Annotated in this window: 11 protein-coding genes and 1 tRNA gene; 9 read left to right on the top strand and 3 right to left on the bottom strand. The window is 72.6% G+C overall.

What is annotated here, in order from left to right; translation table 11 throughout:
• The first annotated feature begins 80 nt into the window (after nucleotides 1-80).
• Complete coding sequence (locus tag ACIPYW_RS01275; RefSeq protein WP_400410081.1) at nucleotides 81-3236, top strand: ATP-dependent helicase; 3156 nt, start codon at nucleotides 81-83, stop codon at nucleotides 3234-3236.
• A complete protein-coding gene (locus tag ACIPYW_RS01270) occupies nucleotides 3233-6448 on the top strand; it encodes a UvrD-helicase domain-containing protein (RefSeq protein WP_400410078.1) in 3216 nt (1071 codons plus the stop codon). The genes ACIPYW_RS01275 and ACIPYW_RS01270 overlap by 4 nt, the downstream gene beginning before the upstream one ends.
• A 278-nt stretch (nucleotides 6449-6726) precedes the next feature.
• On the opposite strand, the gene ACIPYW_RS01265 is transcribed toward ACIPYW_RS01270, so the two are convergent.
• The gene (locus tag ACIPYW_RS01265) at nucleotides 6727-7725 is read right to left on the bottom strand and encodes a phosphotransferase (protein ID WP_290132484.1); all 999 of its coding nucleotides are present in this window, start codon (nucleotides 7723-7725) and stop codon (nucleotides 6727-6729) included.
• 95 nt (nucleotides 7726-7820) lie between these two features.
• On the opposite strand from ACIPYW_RS01265, the gene nudC reads away from it, so the two are divergent.
• Nucleotides 7821-8756: an NAD(+) diphosphatase gene (nudC, locus tag ACIPYW_RS01260; protein ID WP_400410075.1), complete on the top strand. Its 936-nt coding sequence runs from the start codon at nucleotides 7821-7823 to the stop codon at nucleotides 8754-8756.
• Nucleotides 8753-10519, top strand: coding sequence for an ATP-dependent helicase (locus tag ACIPYW_RS01255; RefSeq protein ID WP_400410073.1), 1767 nt, complete (start codon nucleotides 8753-8755; stop codon nucleotides 10517-10519). Before nudC ends, ACIPYW_RS01255 begins: the two co-directional genes overlap by 4 nt.
• Nucleotides 10520-11374: 855 nt before the next feature.
• Here the strand turns inward: ACIPYW_RS01255 and ACIPYW_RS01250 are convergent.
• Nucleotides 11375-12811 carry a zinc-dependent metalloprotease gene (locus tag ACIPYW_RS01250; protein ID WP_400410072.1) on the bottom strand — a complete coding sequence of 479 codons (1437 nt, stop codon included), beginning with the start codon at nucleotides 12809-12811 and terminating at the stop codon, nucleotides 11375-11377.
• A gap of 104 nt (nucleotides 12812-12915) precedes the next feature.
• On the opposite strand from ACIPYW_RS01250, the gene ACIPYW_RS01245 reads away from it, so the two are divergent.
• The 4 genes from ACIPYW_RS01245 (at nucleotide 12916) to ACIPYW_RS01230 (ending at nucleotide 18367) form a co-directional block, all read left to right on the top strand.
• The gene (locus ACIPYW_RS01245) at nucleotides 12916-14025 is read left to right on the top strand and encodes a PDZ domain-containing protein (protein WP_400410070.1); all 1110 of its coding nucleotides are present in this window, start codon (nucleotides 12916-12918) and stop codon (nucleotides 14023-14025) included.
• A gap of 253 nt (nucleotides 14026-14278) precedes the next feature.
• The gene (locus tag ACIPYW_RS01240; RefSeq protein WP_400410068.1) at nucleotides 14279-17311 is read left to right on the top strand and encodes a UPF0182 family protein; all 3033 of its coding nucleotides are present in this window, start codon (nucleotides 14279-14281) and stop codon (nucleotides 17309-17311) included.
• Nucleotides 17312-17374: 63 nt separating this feature from the next.
• Nucleotides 17375-17451, top strand: a tRNA-Met gene (locus ACIPYW_RS01235).
• A gap of 100 nt (nucleotides 17452-17551) precedes the next feature.
• On the top strand, nucleotides 17552-18367 hold the full coding sequence (locus ACIPYW_RS01230; protein ID WP_400410066.1) for a carbon-nitrogen hydrolase family protein: 816 nt from the start codon (nucleotides 17552-17554) through the stop codon (nucleotides 18365-18367).
• Between the two features lie 137 nt (nucleotides 18368-18504).
• Here the strand turns inward: ACIPYW_RS01230 and ACIPYW_RS01225 are convergent, their stop codons facing one another.
• Nucleotides 18505-19707 (bottom strand): aminotransferase class I/II-fold pyridoxal phosphate-dependent enzyme, encoded by a 1203-nt coding sequence (locus ACIPYW_RS01225; RefSeq protein ID WP_400410065.1) that lies wholly within the window; start codon nucleotides 19705-19707, stop codon nucleotides 18505-18507.
• Nucleotides 19708-19889: 182 nt separating this feature from the next.
• Here ACIPYW_RS01225 and ACIPYW_RS01220 point away from each other — a divergent pair, with 182 nt between their 5' ends.
• Entirely contained in the window at nucleotides 19890-22001 is a 2112-nt protein-coding gene (locus ACIPYW_RS01220; RefSeq protein WP_400410063.1) for a S1C family serine protease, read from the top strand.
• The last annotated feature ends 36 nt before the right edge of the window (nucleotides 22002-22037 follow it).

The following is a 22037-nucleotide window of genomic DNA, read 5'->3' as shown; positions in this document are numbered from 1 at the left end:
GCGCACACCACCCGCGCGGAACGGTCCACGGCGCCGTGTCGGGCGTCGGCGGTGTCGGCCGTCGTGGGTACCGTACGAGCGTGCCCCGGACCACCCTCACGCCCACCCCCGACGACACGGGCGTCGCGCGTGCGCTGGCCCCCGACGCGGCGCAGGACGCCGTGCTCGCGCTGCCCCCGGACCGGCACGCCGCGGTCATCGGTGCGCCGGGCACGGGCAAGACCACGACCCTGGCCCGGTTCGTCGCCGGGCGCCTCCGGGCGGCGGACGCGATCTCCTCGGACGGGTACTCCACGGTCCTCGCGCTCACCTCGGCGCGCACCGCCGCGACGGCCCTGCGCGACCGCCTGGCGACCGCGGTGGACCGCGTGGTCCCCGGGGCCCTCGGCCGCACGGTGAACTCCCTCGCGTTCCAGGTCGTCACGCACGCCGCCGTCGCACAGGGGCAGGAGGTCCCGACGCTCCTCACCGGCGGCGAGCAGGACCGGATCATCGCCGACCTCCTCGCCGGGCACGAGTCCGACGGCACGGGCCCGGACTGGCCGGAGCCGATCACGGCCGTGGTCCGCGAACGCGCCGGGTTCCGCACGGCACTGCGCGACGTGATGATGCGCGCCGTCGCCGCGGGGATCGAGCCGGACGAGATGCGCGAACTCGGCGACGAGACCGGCCATCCGGAGTGGCGCGCGGTCGGGGACTTCGTCGACGGGTACCGCGCCGCGCTCTCGGCCTTCCGCGCGACCAGCCTCGACGCCGCCGAGCTCGTCGCGTACGCCACCGCCGCCGTCCTCCGCGGGCAGGTCCCGCCGGCGGTCGCCGCACTCCGGACCGTCGTGGTCGACGACACGCAGGAGCTCGTCGAGGGCGAGATCGCGCTGCTCGGCGCGCTGGCCCGCTCGGGCGTGCAGGTCGTGGCCTTCGGCGACCCGGACATCGCGGCGTCCGCGTTCCGCGGCGCCGTGCCGGACGTGCTCGGTCGGCTCGGCGCACGGCTCGGTGTCGCCGACGTCGAGCAGGTCGTCCTCGGGACGGTCCACCGGCACGCCGCACCGGTCCGGGCCCTCGTCACCGGCATCACCGCACGGATCGGCGCGGCGGCGGCCGGTCGGCAGCGCTCCGCGGTCGCCACGGTCACCGACGCCCGGTCCGACGCGGTCGTGCACGTGCAGGGCGCGAGCCGTGCGGCGCTCGTCGTCGCGATCGCCCGGCGACTCCGCGAGCACCGGCTCCTCGACGGCGTGCCCTGGCACCGGATGGTCGTCGTGACCCGCAGCGGCGCCGCGATCCCCGAGCTCGTCCGGGCCCTGTCCGTGGCCGAGGTTCCCGCGACCGCGGGGGCAGCGCCCGTGCGGGTCCGCGACGACTCGGCAGCGCGGTCGCTCCTCGACGCGGCGGCCGTCGCCCTCGGGGTGCTCCCGCTCGACGCCGACCTCGCCACCGCGTTCGCGACCGGGCCGCTCGGCGGCCTCGACACCCTCGCGATGCGGCGCCTGCGGCTCGCCCTCCGCCGCGAGGAACTGGCGGGTGACGGCACCCGCACCGCCGACGAGCTCCTCGTCGAGGCGCTCGGCGCTCCGGAACGCCTCGCGACGATCGACGCCGGGTTCGCGCGGCGGGCCACCCGGCTGGCGAAGAGCCTCGTGCAGGCCCGCGCCGACGCCGAGGCGGATGCCAGCATCGAGGAGATCCTCTGGGGGCTCTGGGAGCGCAGCGGTCTCGCGGAGGTCTGGCGGTCGCAGTCCGAGGCCGGCGGCGTCGGCGCGGGGGAGGCCGACCGGCACCTCGACGCCGTGGTCGGGCTCTTCACCGCGGCGAAGCGGTTCGTCGAGCGCACGCCGGACGCGCCAGCGCGGGTGTTCGTCGACGACCTGCTCGACGCGGACCTCCCGGAGGACTCCATCGGACCCGACCGGACCGCCGGCCGGGTGCGCGTGCTCACCCCGTCGGCGACCGTCGGCCTCGAGTGCGACGTGGTGGTGGTGCTCGGGCTGCAGGACGGCGTGTGGCCGAACACCCGGGTCCGCGGCAGCCTGCTCGACCCCGACGGCATGGTCCGCGCGGCCGAGGGCACCGAGCGCTCGGCCGTGGACGACCGCGCCGCGGTCATCGCCGACGAGCTCCGCCTCTTCGCCCGCGCGGTGTCCCGGGCGACGACCCAGGTGGTGATCGGCACGGTCGCGAACGACGACGAGTCCCCGTCGCCGTTCGTCCGCCTCGTCCCGGAGCCGCCGGACCGCACCGCGACCGTGCACCCGCTGTCGCTGCGCGGTCTCGCCGGTTCGCTCCGACGACGGGTCGTGGCCTCTGGTGACCCGGAGGCCGCGTCCGCGCTCGCCCGTCTGGCCGAGGCCGAGGTCCCCGGCGCCGACCCGGACGACTGGTACGGCACGGCGGAACCGACGACCGACGCACCGCTCGTCGACCTCGACGCCGAGCCGGCGCCGGAGTACGAGGGCGGACCGGTGGTCGCGCCGACCGTGAGCGTCTCGCCGTCGCGCATCGGCACGTTCGAGGAGTGCCCGGTGCACTGGTTCGTGCAGACGTTCGGCGGCGGCGCCCCGAGCCCGGCGATGGGCATCGGCACGATCGTCCACGACGCCATGGAGCACGCCACGAGCGTCGACGTCGAGTCCCTCTGGGCGCACGTCGAATCCCGCTGGGGCGAGCTCACCTTCGAGTCCCCGTGGATCGCCGACCGCGAGCGTGCCCGCACCCGCCGGATGATCGAGGGGCTGAGCGACTACCTCCGCACCTTCGCCGCGGCCGGCCGGCGCCTCCTCGGAGCCGAGACCGCGTTCTCCCTCGTGACCGGGCCGGCACGGATGCGCGGCAGCATCGACCGCATCGAGGTCGACGCCGACGGACGCATCAGCGTGGTCGACCTCAAGACCGGTCGGTCGATGCCCAGCGAGAAGAACGACATGCCGGAGCACCCGCAGCTCGGCGCGTACCAGCTCGCGGTCGAGGACGGCGCCGTCGAGGGCGTCCCGGCGGGTGCGCCGATGGCGGACGCCCGGCTGGTGTTCGTGCAGAACGCCCGGAGCGCCCACGCGTACTCGGAGCGGACGCAGCACGCGTTCGACCCCGACACGCGTGAGGCATACCGGGAACGCCTGCACGGGGTCGCCCGCGGGATGGCCGGTCGGACGTTCCTCGCGAACGTGGACGTTCACTGCGAGCAGTCCCGGACCGGCGCCGAGTGCCGGATCCACGTGGTGGGGGAGGTCACCTGGTGAGCACCGAGCAGGTCGCCGTCGCTGTCGCACGCAGCGCCGACGAGATCGCCGACGCCCTCGGCCGTCCCCGTCCCACAGCCCAGCAGCGCGCCGTCATCGAGTCGCCGCTCGCCCCCGCCCTCGTCGTCGCCGGCGCCGGCAGCGGCAAGACCGAGACCATGGCGTCCCGGGTCGTGTGGCTCCTCGCCAACGGTCTGGTCCGCCCCGACGGGGTCCTCGGCCTGACCTTCACCCGCAAGGCCGCGGGCGAGCTCTCGGTGCGCATCAACGACCGCATCCGGGCCCTCGAGGACGTCGGCCTGATCACCCCTGGTGACGCGTTCGAGGCCCCGACCGTGTCCACCTACAACGCGTTCGCCAACTCGGTGTTCCGCGAGAACGCGCTCCTGGTCGGCCGGGACGGCGAGTCGCAGGTCCTCACCGAGCCCTCCGCCTGGCAGCTCGCCCGCCGGGTCGTGGTCGAGGCCCGGGACGACCGGCTCGCCGGCCTGGACCGCGACGTCGACACCGTCACGGCGGCCGTCGTCGCCCTCGCCGGAGCAGCGTCCGAGCACCTCGTCGAACCCGAGCAGCTGCGGCGGTTCGCGATCGAGTTCGCGGAGGTCCTGGAACTGCCGGGCAACCGTGGCAAGCCCTACGCCGACGTCGCGAAGGCCGTGGCGGCGGTCGGCGGCCTGGAGCCCCTCGCCGACCTCGTCGAGCGGTTCCGTCGGCAGAAGGTCGACCGAGGGTTCGTCGAGTTCTCCGACCAGATCGCCCTGGCGCTCGCCGCGGCCGAGTCGGCGCCCCGTGTGGTCGACGACCTCCGGAGCCGGTTCGGCGTGGTGCTCCTCGACGAGTACCAGGACACGTCCGTCGTCCAGACCCGGTTCCTCGCACGACTGTTCCGGGGGCACCCGGTGATGGCGGTCGGTGACCCGCACCAGTCGATCTACGGCTTCCGGGGCGCGAGCGCGGCGAACCTCGGCCGGTTCCCGCGTGACTTCGGCGGTGACGACCAGCCGACCCCGGTGACCTTCCCGCTGTCGACGAGCTGGCGCAACCCGGTCGACGTCCTCGCGGCCGCGAACGCCGTCGTGTCGCCGCTGTCCGAGGCCTCGGACGTCGCGGTCGAGCGGCTCTCCCCGCGACCCGGTGCCGACGACGGTTCGGTCGAGGTCGTCTTCGCCGAGACCCTGCCGGAGGAAGCCGCGTCGGTGGCGCAGTGGTTCCGTGCCCACCGGCGGCGGGATCCCCGTGCGTCGATGGCGCTGCTGCTCCGGGCCCGGAAGGACCTCGCGGCCTTCACCGGGGCGCTCGGCGAGCTCGGGGTGCCGTTCCACGTGCTCGGCACGGGCGGGCTGCTGCAGCGTCCGGAGATCGTGGACCTCGTCGCGTGCCTCCGGGTGCTGCACGACCCGGCGGCCGGCAACGACCTCATCCGGTTGCTCGCGGGTGCTCGGTGGCGGGTCGGCGCCGCGGACATCGCCGCACTGCACGACCTCGCGAAGTGGCTGTTCGGACGCGACCACACCCAGCAGCGGCTCAACGACGACCTGACCGCGGCGTTCCGGGCGTCGGTCGCCGCGGGGGAGCACGGCTCGGTCGTCGACGCGCTCGACTTCGTGGCGACCGCGCCCGACGAGCACGGGGCCCTCGACCGGATCTCCCCGGCCGGACGGTCACGCATGCGCGCGCTCGGTCAGCAGCTCCAGGCCCTGCGGCAGCGTGCTCGGGGGGACCTCGTCGACTTCGTGACGCTCGTCGTGCAGGAGATGCGGCTCGACGTCGAGGTCGCCGCGCACGAGCAGGGCAGCCAGGCGTTCCTCGACGCCTTCCTCGACGAGCTCGCCGGGTTCGTCACCACCGACGACCGTGCCGACCTCGGTGCGTTCCTCGGCTGGATCGACGCCGCCGCCCGACGGGACGACATGGGACCGCGGTCCGAGGAACCCGAGGCCGGGACGGTCCAGATCCTGACGATCCACGGGTCGAAGGGCCTCGAGTGGGACGCCGTCGCGGTGCCGCGCATGGTCGAGGGGGGCCTCCCCGCGCGGCCGCAGGAGGGCTCCTCGGGCTGGATCGGCTTCGGCCGGCTGCCGTACGAGTTCCGCGGCGACGCGGACGAGCTGCCCCGGTTGGCGTGGCGCGGGCAGGAGACCCAGAAGGACGTCCGCGACGCGATCGAGGCGTTCAAGGCCGAGATGCAGATCCGCAACGAGGACGAAGAGCGACGCCTCACCTACGTGGCGCTCACCCGGGCGAAGCACGACCTGCTCGTGTCCGGCTCGTTCTGGTCCGGCGGTGTGAAGCCGACGGCGCCGAGCCGCTACCTCGCCGACCTCCGGGACGCCGGGGTGATCGCGGCCGATGCCGTTCCGGAGCAGTCGCACCACGAACACGACCCGCTGGGCGAGTCCGGTGCGACCCAGTCGTGGCCGCACGTGCCGTTCGGCCAGCGGGCGGCGCGGGTGCACGCCGCGGCCGACCGTGTCCGGAACGCGAACCCCGGTGCCGCCGGCCGGTTCGCCGCGGACATCGACCTGCTGCTCGCCGAGCGGGCCGCGGTCCGCAGCGCCCGGCACGCCGTGGTGGTGCCGCACCGCGTGCCCGCCTCCGGGTTCAAGGACTACCTGTCCGAGCCGGACCGGGTCGCCGAGCGGCTCCGACGCCCGATGCCGGAGCGGCCCTACCGCGCGACCCGGCTCGGCACGCTGTTCCACCAGTGGGTCGAGCGGCGTGCGCGTGCGGGCGGCTCGCTGGAGACACTCGACCCGTGGGCGGGCGAGGCGGATCTCGACACGGACGACCTGCCGGACGCCTCGGCGACGGTACCCGTCACCGACGACGACGCCCGGCGGCTCGCGGCGTTCCAGGAGACCTTCGCGCGCTCGCGGTGGGCCGAGCTGACGCCGGTCGAGGTCGAGCGCGAGATCCACATCCCCTTCCTCGGGCACAGCGTGATCTGCAAGCTCGACGCCGTGTACGAGATCGACGGGCGGGCGGAGGTCGTCGACTGGAAGACCGGCAAGGCGCCGAGCGGACGCGACGACCTCGCGAAGCGGCAGTTGCAGCTCGCGCTGTACCGCGTCGCCTACGCGGAGTTCACGGGGCGGCCGCTCGCCGAGGTCGATGCGGTGTTCTACTTCGTGGCCGACGACCTCGAGGTGCGACCGACCGGACTCCTCGACCGCGCCGGTCTCGAGCGGGCGTGGCAGGACGCGATCGGCTGACCCCGCCCCTCGGCGCAGGCCGACCCGAACCGGCGCACGGGTCGGTACCCGGCATCCGTCAGCACCGCCTGGAGGCCCGGTGCCTGTCTCGCAGACCGGCACCGGGCCTCCAGGCGGTCGCGTCGACCACCCGGCGGAAGCCGGGCACCCGCGCCAGCCCCGGTCATGACACCCCGCGTGCAGGGTGTCGAGTGGTCACGACCCGTCGGTTCCGGGCGTCCGCGGCGACGGTTCGTGACCGTCCGGCGGAGTTGAGCGGGGAGTCGCGACCGGTGGCGTCAGCCGTGTCGACGCTCGGTCGACGACAGCAGCTGCTCGACCTCGCCGATCTCCATCGTCTCAGGGGACACGGACTGCAGCGGCGCGGCGCTCGGTGCGTGCACCGCGTCGACCAGCCGGTGCATCATCGCGACCGCGTCGTCGACGACCTCGGTGCTCTTGACCTGCACGCCGTGCAGCAGCCACTGCGCGGTCTCGAGCTCGTGGTGCACGCGAGCGCGCTGCGCGAGCTGGCGGTCCCGGCCGCCGCCGTTCGCCTCGTACGCGCTGAGGACGGTGTCGAACGCCTCCGCGCGACCGGCGAGCACCCACGCGAGGTCCTTCGCGGGGTCGCCGAGCCGCAGCTCGCCCCACCCGAGGACACCCGACACGGCGTCGCCCTCGACGAGCACCGACTCGGTTCCGAACGAGCCGTGCACGACGGTCGGCGTGAACTGCCAGAGCTGCTGGTCGCGGGCCGCGCCCTCCCAGCGCTCCTTGAGCGCCGCCGGGACGAGCTTCGTGGCGACCGCACGGTCCATCACCGAGACCGCTGAGCGCAGCACCTCGAAGGGGGTGAGCGACGGCAGGCCGGCGTCGGTGACGAAGCTCGTGGGGAGCTGGTGGACGGCGGCGACGGCGCGGCCGACGGAGGTGGCGAGGTCGGGCCGGTCCGCGAGCGACCGCAGCGTCGGGTGCGTGCCGGGCACGTAGGTGGTCACGATGGCGCGGGTCGACCCGATCGGCGCCTGGCCGCGGTACTCGGCCACCGCGAACGGGAGGCGCGTGCGGATGCCGGCGCTCAGCGCACGGATCGCGACGAGGTCGGCGGACTGCCGCGCCTCGGCCCGCTGGTTGCGTGGTCGGCGGATCGCGAGCGCGGTGCCGTCGGCGTCGCGGAGGACCGCCGACTCGTAGTCCCCGGACGCCGCCGAGCCGAGCGTGCGCGTGCCCGTGACGACGAGCCCGGGCACGGCCGTCGTCGCCAACGCGGCTAGAGTGAACTGGGATCCCGCCATGCCCATCAGGGTAGGTCCGTGTCGTCGCCATCCGGGCGCGCCACGCTGACCCGGGCGCTCCCGGCCGAAGCCGCTGATCTGAGGAGCCCTCCGCCGTGACCGTCGAGTTCGCCGCCAGACTGCCGCTGTCCCGGAACGAACTCGACCGCGATGCCGAGTTCCGCACCACGCCCGACCTCGACCGCGTCCTGCGCGAGGACCGCTCGACCCGGTACCTGCCGCTGCGTGGAGCCGAGATGCTCCGGAACGCCGACGGCACGCTGCGCTTCGTGTCGGCGGCGGACGTCCCCGCGGACACCGTGACGCTCTACCTCGGGCGTGCGATCACCGACGCGGCCGACGCCCCGGCCGGCACCCGGTTCGTCGCGGCCTTCGTCGACGCGGACACCGCACGGACGATCGAGCCGGACGAGGACGCCTGGGAGAGCCTGCGCATGTTCGGCACCGAGCTGTCCGCGCGTGACCAGGGTCTCGCGGTCGAGGCGGTCGCGATGGCGAACTGGCACGCCGTGCACGGCTTCTCGCCCCGCACCGGGTCCCCGTCGGAGGTCACCACGGGCGGCTGGGTCCGCCGCGACCCGGAGGGGCACGAACTCTTCCCGCGGACCGACGCGGCGATCATCGTGGGTGTGACGGACGCGGACGACCGCATCCTGCTCGGCTCGAACGCCGCCTGGGACGCCGACCGCTACTCGCTGCTCGCGGGCTTCGTCGAGCCGGGGGAGTCCCTCGAGGACGCCGTGCGGCGCGAGGTCTGGGAGGAGTCCGGCGTGCGCGTCGAGGAGCCCGAGTACCTCGGGTCGCAGCCGTGGCCGTTCCCCGCGTCCCTCATGCTCGGGTTCCGCGCCCGTGCGGTGGACGGCGACCCGACGACGGCGCGTCCGGACGGCGTGGAGATCCTCGACGTGCGGTGGTTCTCGCGCGACGAGATCCGCGAGCGCGCCGGTGACACCCTGCTGCTGCCCGGTCGGACCTCCATCGCCCGCGCCATCATCGAGGAGTGGTACGGCGGGCCGCTGGACCTGCCGTGAGCGGAGTCGGCGCGGACCGCACTCCGAACGCCCCAGCCGTCGGTCCGGCGTCGCCCTCGCCGGACGAGCTGCTCGCCGCACTCGACCCGGAGCAGCGCACCGTCGCCCGGACGCTGCTCGGCCCCGTCGCGGTGCTCGCCGGTGCCGGTACCGGCAAGACGCGGGCGATCACGCACCGGATCGCGTACGGCGTCGCGACCGGCACCTACTCGCCGAACCACGTCCTCGCCCTGACCTTCACCACCCGGGCCGCCGGCGAGCTCCGGTCGCGACTCCGAGCGCTCGGCGCCGGCACGGTGCAGGCACGCACGTTCCACTCGGCGGCGATGGCCCAGCTCAGCTACTTCTGGCCGGACACCGTCGGCGGCCACGCTCCGCGGCTCGTCGACAAGAAGGGGCGGGTGATCGCGCACGCCGCGGACACCGTCGGGTTGCACGTCGACACCCCTGTGCTGCGGGACCTCGCCGCCGAGGTCGAGTGGCGCAAGGTCCAGATGCTCACGCTCGACGAGTACGAGGCCGCCGCTGCCGAGCGCACCATGCCGCGGGACACCACCCCGCGGCGGGTGGTCGACCTCATGCGCGCCTACGAGCAGCTCAAGGACGACCGTCGGCAGCTCGACTTCGAGGACGTGCTGCTCGCGACGCTCGGCATGGTCGAGTCGGAGCCCCGGGTCGCGTCCTACGTGCGGCAGCAGTACCGCTTCTTCGTGGTCGACGAGTACCAGGACGTCTCGCCCGTGCAGCACGCACTGCTCCGCGCCTGGCTCGGCGGCCGGGACGACGTGTGCGTGGTCGGCGACGCGAGCCAGACGATCTACTCGTTCGCGGGGGCGTCGAGCGGGTTCCTGCTCGGGTTCGGGTCGGAGTTCCCCCGTGGTTCCGTCCTGCGGCTCGAGCGGAACTACCGCTCGACACGCGAGGTCGTGCACGCCGCCAACACGCTCATGCGCGGGCAGCCGGGTGCGCTCGACCTCGTCGCCCAGAGCACGTTCCCCGGGCCGGAGCCGTCAGTCGTCGCCTGCGTCCACGACGGTGACGAAGCGCAGACCGTCGCGCGGACGATCGGTGACGTCGTCGCCGGTGGTGCGGCCTTCGGTGACGTCGCGGTGCTCTTCCGGGTCGGCGCGCAGTCGGCGGCACTCGAGGCGGCGCTCGGCCGTGCGGGCATCCCGTACCGGGTCCAGGGCGGCACCCGCTTCTTCGACCGACCCGAGGTGAAGCTCGCGGTGCACCACATGCGGGGCGAGGCCGTCCGGCAGACCGACGACGAGCTGACACGTCGTGTGGGTCTCGTGCTGCAGGTCAGCGGTTGGACGCCGACACCGCCGGAGGGGACCGGCGCGGTGCGCGAGCAGTGGGAGGCGCTGCAGGCGATCATGGGTCTGGCCGAGGACGCCCCCGCCGGCACGACGATGCAGCAGTTCACCCAGGACCTCGTCGACCGCGCTGCCACGCACCACGAGCCGGAACTCGACGCCGTGACGCTCGCGACCCTGCACTCCTCGAAGGGGCTGGAGTGGCCGCACGTGGTGATCGTCGGCGCCGCCGAGGGGCTCCTGCCGATCTCGCACGCCACCACCGACACCGAGGTCGACGAGGAACGACGCCTCTTCTACGTGGGCCTCACCCGAGCGCGTCGCTCGGTGACGGTGACGTGGTCGCGGCAGGGTTCGGTGCGCGGGGGCAGCCGGGCGCCGAGTCGGTTCCTGGCAGCGCTCGACACGCACAGCGTGGATGGGGCGGCACCGAGCGGCGTGTGACCGCCAGGTCGGACCGGTCGAGGACGAGCTGGTCCCGGTGGTCTGCGTCCCCCGGACGACCGCGGGCGACGGTCGCACTCGGCAGCCGTCCGAGCACGACCCGCACCGCGGCGACCGCGACCGCCGCCGTGCGCCAGGGGCCGAGTGCGGCAGCAGGACGCCCCCACACCTGTGCGGCGACGGCGGGCCACGCAGGGTCCTCGTCCGAACGGGCGTACTCGAGGCACTGCAGGCACGGACCACCGTCGTCCGACACCACCGGACCGATCCGGACCGTGCCGTCGCCCACCACCACCGCCAGGTGCGGGACCTCGCGCCGCGTCCACGATGCCCGGAGCGCGGGGTCGACCACGTGGTCGGCGACGACGACGGCGAACGCCAGCGGAACGTCGTCGGGCTCCGTGACCGCGGTCGGCCGGTCGCGCGCGGTCGGGGAGGGCTCCGTCCGGACCACCTCCGTGCCCTCGCCGGCGAGTTGTGCGGCGATCACGTCGGCGAGCGACCCCTTGCCGTGCACCTGCACGCGGGGCGAGGGCGGCGGCAGGACCTCGACGACGGCGGGGGAGGCGGCCGCGAGCACGGACGCCGCGACCTCCGGTCGGCAGCCGAGCGTGTCGGCGAGCGCGGTCAGCGCGTCGCGGCCGGTCTCACGGCGCAGCGCGCAGAGGAAGCGCTCCTCGGCCGTCGTGGGCACCGGGACGACGGCCCGTGGCGGATCGACCCCGAGCTGCACGGTCGCCGGATCACGCCACACGAACTCGAGCGTCGGGTCGATGCGGATGCCCATGCACCCACCGTCGCGCACCCGGGCCGTGCTCGGGGCGGGCGGTGGCGATCTGTGGAGAACCCGCGCCGCTAGGCCTTCGGCCCCGCGCCGCCCTCGTCGCCGTCGGCGCCGCCCTCCTTCCCGTCGGCGTCCCCGCTGCCGTCGGTGTCCGCGACCCGGCCCTGCTCGTCCTCGTGCGGACGGCTGCCGGTGCTGTCGTCGAGGAGGTCCTGCAGCGCCTTGTCGAACTCGTCGTCCTCCGCGGAGAAGCCCGGGTTCTTCAGGCGGAGCACGAGCGCGTCCGGGGCGTCGATGTCCTCGGACGTCGGCACCGCGTCGAAGTGCGACCACAGGGCGTCCCGGCCCTCGGCGCCGAGTTCGTCGGTGACCCGCTGCCACATCGCCGCGGCCTCGCGGAGACGGCGCGGCCGGAGCTCGAGCCCCACCAGCGTGGCGAACGCCGACTCGGCCGGACCGCCGGCCGCTCGACGCCGCCGGACCATCTCGGCGATCGCGTCCGCGCGGGGGAGCCGGGCGGTGGCTGCCGCGGTGACGGTGTCGACCCAGCCCTCGACGAGCGCGAGCATCGTCTCGAGGCGGGCGAGTGCGGCGTCCTGCTCGGGTGTGCGCGGGGGGATGAGCGCGCCGGACGCGAGGGCGTCGCGGAGCTGCTCCTGGTCGGTCGGGTCGATGTCGGCGGCGAGCTCCTCGACGCGGTCGAAGGGGATGTGGATGCCCTTCGCGTAGTCGGTGATCGAGGAGATGATGTGCAGTCGCAGCCACCGGGCCGAGCGGAAGAGCCGGGCGTGCGCGAGTTCGCGGACGGCCAACCAGATGCGGACCTCGTCCTCGGGGACGTCGAGCCCCTCGGCGAACTCCGCGACGTTCTGGGGGAGGAGCGCCGCGACCTGCTCGTCGAGCAGCGGGACGCCGACGTCGCCGCCGGAGACGACCTCCTTCGAGAGCTGTCCGACGACCTGCCCGAGCTGGACCGCGAACAGGGCACCGCCGACGCCGCGCATCGCCTTCGAGACGTCGCCGAGCATGGCCTTGAGCTCCTCGGGCGCGCGCTGGTCGATCGCCTCGGTGAGGGCGTTCGCGATGCTCGAGGCGACCGGTTCGGCGATCTGCGTCCACACCGGAGCGGTGGCCTTCGCCCACTGCTCGCGGGTGTAGAGGCTCGGGGTGGCCGTGAGCTCGGCGACGGTCGTGACCTCGTCGAGCCACAGCGCCGCGACCTGGAACGCCTGGTCCGACGCCTGCGAGGTCGCGGGGTCGACCGCGTGGCCGCCCTCCCGCGCGATCGCCGTCGCACGCTCGGCGGTGACCGAGAAGTCGATGCCGTCCCCACCCGACTGCGCGGCCCGCTGGAGCTGGCTCATCAGGTTGGCCACGAACGCCGGGTCGTTGGGGAGCCCAGCCGCACCGGCGAGCTGCGACGGGTCGATCTGGCCCTCCCCGGACAGCAGCTTGCGCAGCATCTCCTGGAAGTCGTCGTCCGGCCCCGGCTGCGGTTCATCAGGCATGCCGACTACGCTAACCGCTGCTCACGGGCACCGACCTGGGACGCTCCCGTGGGAACGCCCGAACCGCTGCGCCGAGGGCGAACACCCCTGTGGAAGGACCCTGCGTGACGCTCTTCGCCCCCGAGCCCCGTCGTCGATCGCGTGCCCGGACGCTCGGTTGGGCGTTCGTCATCGGCGCCGTCGTGCTCGGCCTCCTCGCCAGCTTCCTGCCGAGCCCGTACCTCATCGAGGTGCCCGGTCCGGTCTACAACACCATCGGTACGCAGGAGCAGGGCCAGGGCAAGGACGCGAAGGAGGTCGAGCTCATCCAGATCTCCGGGCGGAAGACCTACCCGACGTCCGGTGCGCTCGACATGCTGACCGTCGGCGTCCAGGGCGACGCCACGCACCGGCCGAGCTGGACGAGCGTCATCCGCGCGCTGTTCACGAAGTCCCAGGCCGTGGTCCCCGCGTCGCAGATCTACCCGCCCGGCACCACGAACGAGCAGATCAGCCAGCAGGACACCGCCGACATGCAGCAGTCGCAGCAGTCCGCCGTCGCCGCAGCCCTCGTCCAGCAGGACATCCCGGTGCCGACCGAACTCGAGGTCGGGACCGTCCAGAAGGGGTCGGCGGCCGACGGCACGATCGAGAAGGGCGACGTCATCCGCGCCTTCGACGGCACGCAACTCACCGAGGACGTCGACGCGTCGAGCCTCCGCGCCGCCGTGGCGAAGCACGGGACGAGCAGCCCGGCGACGGTCACCATCGAACGCGACGGGACGGAACGCCAGGTCCGGGTCACGCCGCGCGAGCAGGACGGCACCGCGCTCCTGGGCGTCGGCGTCGTCGAGCGCTACGACTTCCCGTTCGACGTGAAGATCACCCTGCAGGACGTCGGCGGCCCCTCGGCCGGCATGATGTTCGCGCTCGGGATCATCGACGAGATCACCCCCGGCAAGCTCAACGGCGGCGAGCACGTCGCCGGTACCGGCACGATCACGGCGCAGGGGCAGGTCGGGCCGATCGGCGGCATCCGCCAGAAGATGTACGGCGCGAAGGACGCGGGCGCGACGATCTTCCTCGCTCCGGCGGACAACTGCGACGAGGTCGTGGGGCACGTGCCGGACGGGCTCGACGTCTACAAGGTCGGCACGCTCGACCAGGCGGTCACCGACCTGCAGACCATCGCGGCGGGGAAGAGCACCGCGGGGCTCGCGCGCTGCACGTCCTAGGCCGGCCACACGGTCCACGCGACGTGCGCGCACGTCGCGATCCGCGCCTCCAGGCCGTCTGCCGGGAGGCACGGGTCGCCTTCCTGAGTCCCCGTACAGTTTCACTGTCGGTCGCGACCAATAGGATCGACGCACTGACGGCCCGCCGCGCCGGGCCCGCCGGTCCGACACGTCTGGAGCACATCAAGTGACGACCACCTCGTCCACCTCGGGTCCATCCTCCTCTGGGCGGCGCTCGCCGCGGGTCCCCATCGTGGTCACGATCATCGTGCTGGCGGCACTGGTGATCGCCTTCTTCATCTTCGCCAGCCTCTACACCGACTACGCGTGGTTCGCGCAGCTCGGGTTCCAGCAGGTCCTCACCACGCGGTGGATCGCCGGCACGCTGATGTTCGTCGCCGGGTTCCTCGGCATGGCGGTCCCGGTGTACCTCAGCATCGCGCTGGCGTTCCGGTTCCGGCCGGTCTACGCGAAGCTCAACTCGCAGCTCGACCGCTACCAGCAGGTCATCGAGCCGCTCCGGCGCGCGGTCATGATCGGCATCCCGGTCGTCCTCGGCGTCTTCGCGGGGCTCTCGACGTCCGGGCGCTGGAGCATGGTGCTCGAGTACTTCAACCGGACCCCGTTCGGCAAGAAGGACCCGCAGTTCGGCCTCGACATCGGGTTCTACGTCTTCGAGCTGCCGTTCTGGCGGTCGATCGTCGCGTACTCCTCGGCGGTCGTGCTCATCGCCGGGCTCGCGGCGCTCGCCGCCCTCTACCTCTACGGCGCCATGCGCTTCGGCGGGCGTGAGGTCCGCATCTCCCGCGCCGCCCGCGTCCAGCTGGCGGTCACGGCCGCCGTGTACATCGCGCTCCAGGCGGTCAGCCTCTGGCTCGACCAGTACGCGACCCTCGCGAAGAACAACTCGCTCATCACCGGTGCGCAGTACACCGACGTCAACGCGGTCATCCCCGGCCGCGAGATCATGGCGGGCATCGCGGCGATCGTCGCGATCCTCTTCATCGTGACCGCGGTCATCGGGCGCTGGCGCATCTCGATCGTCGGGACCGGGCTGCTCCTGGTCGCCGCGATCGTGGTCGGCGGCATCTACCCCTGGATCGTCCAGCGTCTGCAGGTGAAGCCGTCCGAGGGCTCGTACGAGTCGTCGTACATCCAGCGGAACATCGACGCGACGCGGGACGCCTACGGGGTCGCCACCACGCAGGAGCAGAACTACGACGCGAAGACGAGCGCGTCCTCGGGCGCGCTGGCCTCCGACGCCCAGACGACGGCGAACATCCGTCTGATCGACCCGAAGATCGTCTCGGACACCTTCAGCCAGCTCCAGCAGTACCGGCAGTACTACAAGTTCCCCGACACCCTCGACGTCGACCGTTACGACATCAAGGGCCAGACCGAGGACACCGTGATCGCCGTGCGCGACATCAACCTCGACGGGCTCAGCGCCAAGACGAACACGCAGTACAACCGCACCTTCGTGTACACGCACGGCTACGGTGTGGCCGCGGCGTACGGCAACCAGCGTGCGAGCGACGGCAAGCCGGTGTTCCTCGAGTCGGGGATCCCCTCGAGCGGAGCGCTCGGCGACTTCCAGCAGCGCGTCTACTTCGGTGAGAACTCGCCGCAGTACTCGATCGTCGGTGCGCCGAAGGGCTCCAAGAACATCGAGCTCGACTACCCGTCCGGGTCCGAGGAGAGCGACGACGCGGACAGCGGCGGCAACGCCACGACGACGTACGCCGCGAACGGCGGACCGAGCATCGGCAACTTCTTCAACCGACTCGTCTACGCGGCGAAGTTCCAGTCCGAGCAGATCCTGCTGTCCCAGCGGGTGAACGCCGACTCGCAGATCCTGTACGACCGGAACCCCGTGCAGCGCGTCCAGAAGGTCGCGCCGTACCTGCAGACCGACCAGGACGCGTACCCGGCCATCGTCGACCACCGCATCGTGTGGATCGTCGACGGCTACACCACCACGAACGCGTACCCGTACTCGCAGAGCGCGAGCCTGCAGGCGAGCATCAGCGGGGCCGAGTCGTCGGCCTACAGCACCGACCAGGTCAACTACATCCGGAACTCGGTGAAGGCGACGGTCGACGCGTACACCGGCAAGGTGACGCTCTACGCGTGGGACACCTCGGACCCGCTGCTCAAGACGTGGCAGAAGATCTTCCCGACGTCGCTCGAGCCGGTGTCGTCGATGAGCGCCGAACTGCTCGACCACGTGCGGTACCCGACCGACCTGTTCAAGGTGCAGCGGTCGATCCTCGCGACCTACCACGTCACGGACGCGAACTCGTTCTACTCGGGTGACGACGCCTGGCAGACGCCGCAGGAGCCCACCAAGGAGGCGAACAGCGACTCGTCGTCCTCCGACTCGTCGGCGATCACGAACACGACGACGAACGGCCTCGGCGTGCAGAGCACGACGACGACCAACGCCGACGACCTGCAGGACCCGTACTACCTGACGATGAAGGTGCCCGGGTCCGAGACGAAGTACTCGCTCTACACCACGTACATCCCGCAGCAGTCGGGTCGTGGTGCGGACAGCCGGAACGTCCTGACCGGGTACCTCGCGGTCGACTCGGACGCCGGCGGAGCGGGCAAGGGCAAGAAGGCGTCCGGGTACGGCAAGCTCACGCTGCTGACCATGCCGAAGACCGACAACATCCCCGGTCCGCTGCAGGTGCAGAACCTCTTCAACTCGGACACGAACGTCTCGCAGGAGCTGAACATCCTGAAGCGGGGCAACTCGACCGTGAAGCAGGGCAACCTGCTCACGCTCCCGGTCGGCGGCGGCTTCCTCTACGTCCAGCCCGTGTACGTCCAGTCGACGTCGAGCGGTTCGTACCCGCTGCTGCAGAAGGTCCTCGTGGCCTTCGGCGACAAGATCGCGTTCGAGGACACCCTCGACCAGGCGCTCGACACGCTCTTCGGTGGCAACTCCGGAGCGAACGCGGGCGACCAGGGTGTCTCGGACGGCTCGTCGGACTCGGGTTCCGGTTCGTCCGACTCGGGCTCCTCCGACAGTGGCTCGTCCGACAGCGGTTCGTCCGACAGCGGTTCGTCGAACTCCGGTTCCACGGGTGCGGGGTCGTCGAAATCCGGTTCGGGCAGCACGGACAACGCGGCACTGCAGAAGGCCCTCGACGAGGCGAAGCAGGCGCTGTCCGACCGGCAGGAGGCGTACGCGAACAACGACCTCGTCGCCGCTGCCGAGGCGGACCAGCGGCTGCAGGATGCGATCGAGGCCGCGACCAGGGCCGAGGGCGGCAACTGACACGCCGTGGCGGGGCGCTCGATTTGCACCCCGCCACGGGCCCCGCTAAGCTATTGAATGTGCCGCGGGGTGGAGCAGTTCGGTAGCTCGCTGGGCTCATAACCCAGAGGTCGTAGGTTCAAATCCTGCCCCCGCAACCAAGCGTCACACGAAAGCCCCGGTCCGATGGACCGGGGCTTTCGTCGTTCCCGCGCCACCCTTCCTCGCAGCGACGATCGGTGCGGGCAGTACGCTCGCGGCATGGGCTCCCTCACGATCGCCGCTGCACAGTTCGCGCCCGTGGACGACCCGGTCGCCAACCTCGACTCGGTCCGGACCTTCGCGGAGCAGGCAGTCGAGCGAGGCGCGCAGCTCCTCGTGACGCCCGAGTACAGCTCGTACTTCACGGCCGACATCGACGACCGGTTCGTCGCCGCCGCGCAGCCGCTCGACGGACCGTTCGTCACCGGCCTGCAGCAGATCGCGCGCGACACCGGGCTCGCGCTCGTCGTCGGTGTCGCCGAGACGGCCGACGCTCCGGGGCGGTTCCGGAACACCCTCGTGACCGTGCGGCCCGACGGCACGCTCGACGTGGCCTACCGGAAGGTGCACCTGTACGACGCGTTCGGGTCGCGGGAGTCGGACCGGATCGACGCGGGGGACCCGGAGCAGCTGGCCGTGTTCGAGCTCGCAGGCGTCCGCGTGGGGCTCGAGACCTGCTACGACCTGCGCTTCCCGGAGGTCACCCGACGCCTCGCCGATCCGGAGCTGGGTGCCGCGGACGTGGTCGTGCTCCCGGCGGAGTGGGTCCGGGGTCCTGGCAAGGAGCACCACTGGCGGACCCTGCTCACAGCGCGCGCGATCGAGAACACCGTCTGGGTCGTGGGGGTGGGGCAGACGCCGCCGATCGGCGTCGGGGGGTCGGTCGTGCTCGACCCGTCCGGGGTCGCGGTCGCCGCAGCCGGCGCGACACCGGGTCTGCTCGTCGCGACGATCGACACCGACACGACGACCGCGGTGCGGTCGGTGAACCCGTCGCTGTCGCTGCGGCGCTACGCGGTCGTGCCACGGGACTGACCCGGAGTCGTGCGTGGCGTGTCGGCGACGAGCCGTGCCTCCAGGCCGTGATCGCCGCGACTGCGGTGACCGCCGTGGCCCCGTGACCGCCCTGACTGCCGTCACCGGTCCGAGGACCGCGACCGCCGCGCCGGCGCTCAGCCGGTGGGGGCGAGGGCCGCGAGGCGGGACACGGCGTCCTCGAGCACGGAGCGCCGCTTGCAGAACGCGAACCGCACGAGCGAGCCGTAGCTCGCTGCGTGCTCGGGCCGGACGAACGCCGACACCGGGACGCCGACCACTCCCGCTCGCTCGGGCAGGGCGATGCTGAACGCGCGGGCGTCGTCGAAGCCGAGGGGCGCCGCGTCGGCGATGACGAAGTAGCCACCGTCGGGACGCATGACTTCGAAGCCGGCGCTCCGGAGCCCGGCGGCGAGGAGCTCGTGCTTCGCCGCCAGGGTCGACGCGATGCCCGTGAAGACCTCGGTCGGCAGTCGGAGCCCGGCCGCGACCGCCGGTTGGAACGGCGACCCGTTGACGAAGGTGAGGAACTGCTTGACGGACGTGATCGCGTCGACGAACGCCGGGGGAGCGGTCAGCCAGCCGATCTTCCAGCCCGTCGTGCTGAAGGTCTTCCCAGCGCTCGAGATCGTGACGGTGCGGTCGCGGGCCCCGGGGAGCGTGGCGATCGGCACGTGTGGGGTCGCGAAGGTGAGGTGCTCGTAGACCTCGTCGGTGACGATCAGGGCGTCGTGGCGCTCGGCGAGTTCGACGACCGTCCGGAGGACCTCGGCGGGGAGGACGCGGCCGGTCGGGTTGTGCGGGGTGTTCACCAGCACGACGCGGGTGCGGTCCGTGAACGCCGCGCGGAGGGTCGCCTCGTCGGGCAGGAAGTCCGGTGCCGTGAGCGGGACGGTGACGTGGGTGCCCCCGGCGAGCCGGACCAGGGCGCCGTAGGCGTCGTAGAACGGCTCGAACGTGATGACCTCGTCGCCGGGCTCGACCAGGGCGAGGAGCGTCGCCGCGAGGGCCTCGGTCGCCCCGGCGGTGACGAGGACCTCGCGGTCGGCGTCGACCTCCAGGCCGTACCAGCGCGTCTGGTGCTCGGCGATCGCCGCACGCAGGTCCGGGGTACCGCGACCCGGCGGGTACTGGTTCGCGCCGTCCCGGATCGCCTGGACGGCGGCGTCGAGGACCTCCTGCGGACCGTCCTCGTCCGGGAAACCCTGTCCGAGGTTGATCGCGCCGGTCGCGGCGGCGAGGGCGCTCATCTCCGCGAACACGGTCGGTGCGGGCACGCCGTCGGAGCCGAGCAGCATCGCTCCCTCCGCCGCACGCAGCCAGGGTCCGTCGAGTCGCATCGTGGTCCTCCGCCGTGGGTCGTCGTGCCGGTCGCCACCCAACCTAGCGGCGGGGCAGACGACTCCCCGGGAAGCGCCCACAGCGCACGCATACGATCGCCATAGGTCGCGTGCAGCCCGGCCAGGACCGGCGCTCAGGTGCGTGCGACAGACTGCACGAGCTTGAGAGGAGCACGTCCAGCATGAGCGACAACACGCCCCACGGGCAGGCCGACGACGACCGCCGCGCTGAGGAGACCACTTCTGCGGAGACGAACGGTGCCGAGCGCACCACGAACGGCTCCGCCCCCGACGAGCACGGCCAGGCGGACCACACCGACGTGATCGAGCCGGCGGCCGCGAACGAGACCGACGTGTTCCCGCGCGCGGACGACCAGCAGACCTCGCAGTACACGGCGCCCTACCCATCGGTGGGCGACGGCCGTCAGGGCGCGTACGGGCAGGACGCGGGCCGGTACGGGCAGGGCGGCCAGTACGGGTCCGGCGAGTCGAGCCAGTACGGCCGGACGGGCCAGTACGGCTCGGGTCAGTCGAGCCAGTACGGCCAGGCGGGCCAGTACGGCTCGGGTCAGACGAGCCAGTACGGCTCGGGTCAGTCGAGCCAGTACGGCCAGACGAGCCAGTACGGCTCGGGTCAGTCGAGCCAGTACGGCTCGGGTCAGTCGAGCCAGTACGGCCAGACGAGCCAGTACGGCCAGACGAGCCAGTACGGCTCGGGTCAGTCGAGCCAGTACGGCCAGACGAGCCAGTACGGCTCGGGTCAGTACGGCTCGGGACAGTACGGGTCCGGCCAGCAGGGCCAGTACGGGCAGCAGAACCCCTACGGCACCCACGGCTCGGCGTACGGCCAGCAGAGCGACCCGTCGCAGCAGAACGGCCAGGACCGCCCCCGCTACGGCGAGTACGCCCAGCAGACCGGTTCCGCCGCCGCTCCCGCCTCCGCCAGCGCGTACGCGTCGGCCCAGGCCCCCGGCTCCGCGACCGGCGCTCCCGCGTCCGCTTCCTCCTTCGGAGACGTCGACGGCTCTAACCAGCGCAACGGCCACTACTTCGCCGACTCCGCCACCGCAGCACCGACGGGCACGAAGGCCGAGGGGCGGGGCCGCCTCGTCCTGCCCCTCGTCGCAGGCATCGTCATCGCCGGCCTGGTCGGCGGCGGCGCCGGCTGGCTCGCGGGCTCGGCGACGGGCGGCAACGGCACCCCGACGAGCAGCGCCGCGCAGGGTGGCAACCTGACGGTCAACGACTACAACAACGCCACCGTCGTCACCGCCGTCGCCGCGCAGGCCACCCCGTCCGTGGTGACGATCAACGTCTCCGCGAGCAGCGAGGCCGGCACCGGCTCGGGCGTCGTGTTCAGCAAGGACGGCTACATCGTCACGAACACCCACGTGGTGACGCTCGACGGTGACAGCGGGAACGGCAAGATCACCGTCACGACCTCGGACGGCAAGATCTACGACGCCAAGCTCATCGGCACCGACCCGACGGTCGACCTCGCGGTGATCAAGATCGACGCGACGGACATGAAGCCGATCTCGTTCGCGGACTCGTCCGACCTCAACGTCGGTGACACCGCCGTCGCGATCGGTGCGCCGCTCGGCCTGTCGAACACCGTCACGGACGGCATCGTGTCCACGCTGAACCGGAGCATCCAGGTCACGTCGAGCGCCCCGAACCCCGGCGGCGACTCGAACGAGGGCGGCAACGGCAGCCAGGGCGGCCCGTTCGACTTCTGGGGAAACGGCGACAACGGGTCGAGCTCCTCGGCGAACTCGACGGTGTCGCTGCCGGTCATCCAGACCGACGCGTCGATCAACCCGGGCAACTCGGGCGGTGCGCTGCTCGACTCGAAGGGCAAGCTCATCGGCATCAACGTCGCGATCGCGTCCGCCGGCAGCTCCTCGTCCGAGTCGCAGTCCGGCAGCATCGGCGTCGGCTTCTCGATCCCGTCCAACCTCGTCAAGCGCGTGGCCAACGAGATCAAGGACAACGGCTCGGCGACGCACGGTCTGCTCGGCGCCGGGGTCGCGGACTCGACCGACGCCTCGAACGCCACGCAGATGGGCGCGCTGATCAAGTCGGTGACGTCCGGTGGAGCAGCCGCGAAGGCGGGCCTCAAGGCGGGCGACGTCGTCACGAAGATCGGCTCGGCCACCGTCTCCGACGCGACTGACCTGACCGCGCAGGTGCGCTTCTTCGCCGGCGGCACGAAGACCGAGATCACCTACCTGCGTGGCGGGAAGTCCTACACGGCGGACGTGACGCTGGGGACGTACGACAGCAAGGGCTGACGCGACCGACGGTCGGCCTGGAGGCCCGGTGCCAGC

The organism is Curtobacterium sp. NPDC089689 (genome assembly GCF_044749145.1).
Classification (GTDB): domain Bacteria; phylum Actinomycetota; class Actinomycetes; order Actinomycetales; family Microbacteriaceae; genus Curtobacterium.
The sequence above is the reverse complement of the archived record's forward strand: the minus strand, read 5'-3'. Positions and strand labels throughout refer to the sequence as shown.

Excerpts from the sequence above, each read along its gene's own strand:
- ACIPYW_RS01230 (WP_400410066.1), top strand. The coding sequence starts at position 17,552 with ATGGGCTCCCTCACGATCGCCGCTGCACAGTTCGCGCCCGTGGACGAC.
- ACIPYW_RS01220 (WP_400410063.1), top strand. The coding sequence starts at position 19,890 with ATGAGCGACAACACGCCCCACGGGCAGGCCGACGACGACCGCCGCGCT.
- ACIPYW_RS01265 (WP_290132484.1), bottom strand. The coding sequence starts at position 7,725 with ATGGCGGGATCCCAGTTCACTCTAGCCGCGTTGGCGACGACGGCCGTG.
- ACIPYW_RS01225 (WP_400410065.1), bottom strand. The coding sequence starts at position 19,707 with ATGCGACTCGACGGACCCTGGCTGCGTGCGGCGGAGGGAGCGATGCTG.
- ACIPYW_RS01250 (WP_400410072.1), bottom strand. The coding sequence starts at position 12,811 with ATGCCTGATGAACCGCAGCCGGGGCCGGACGACGACTTCCAGGAGATG.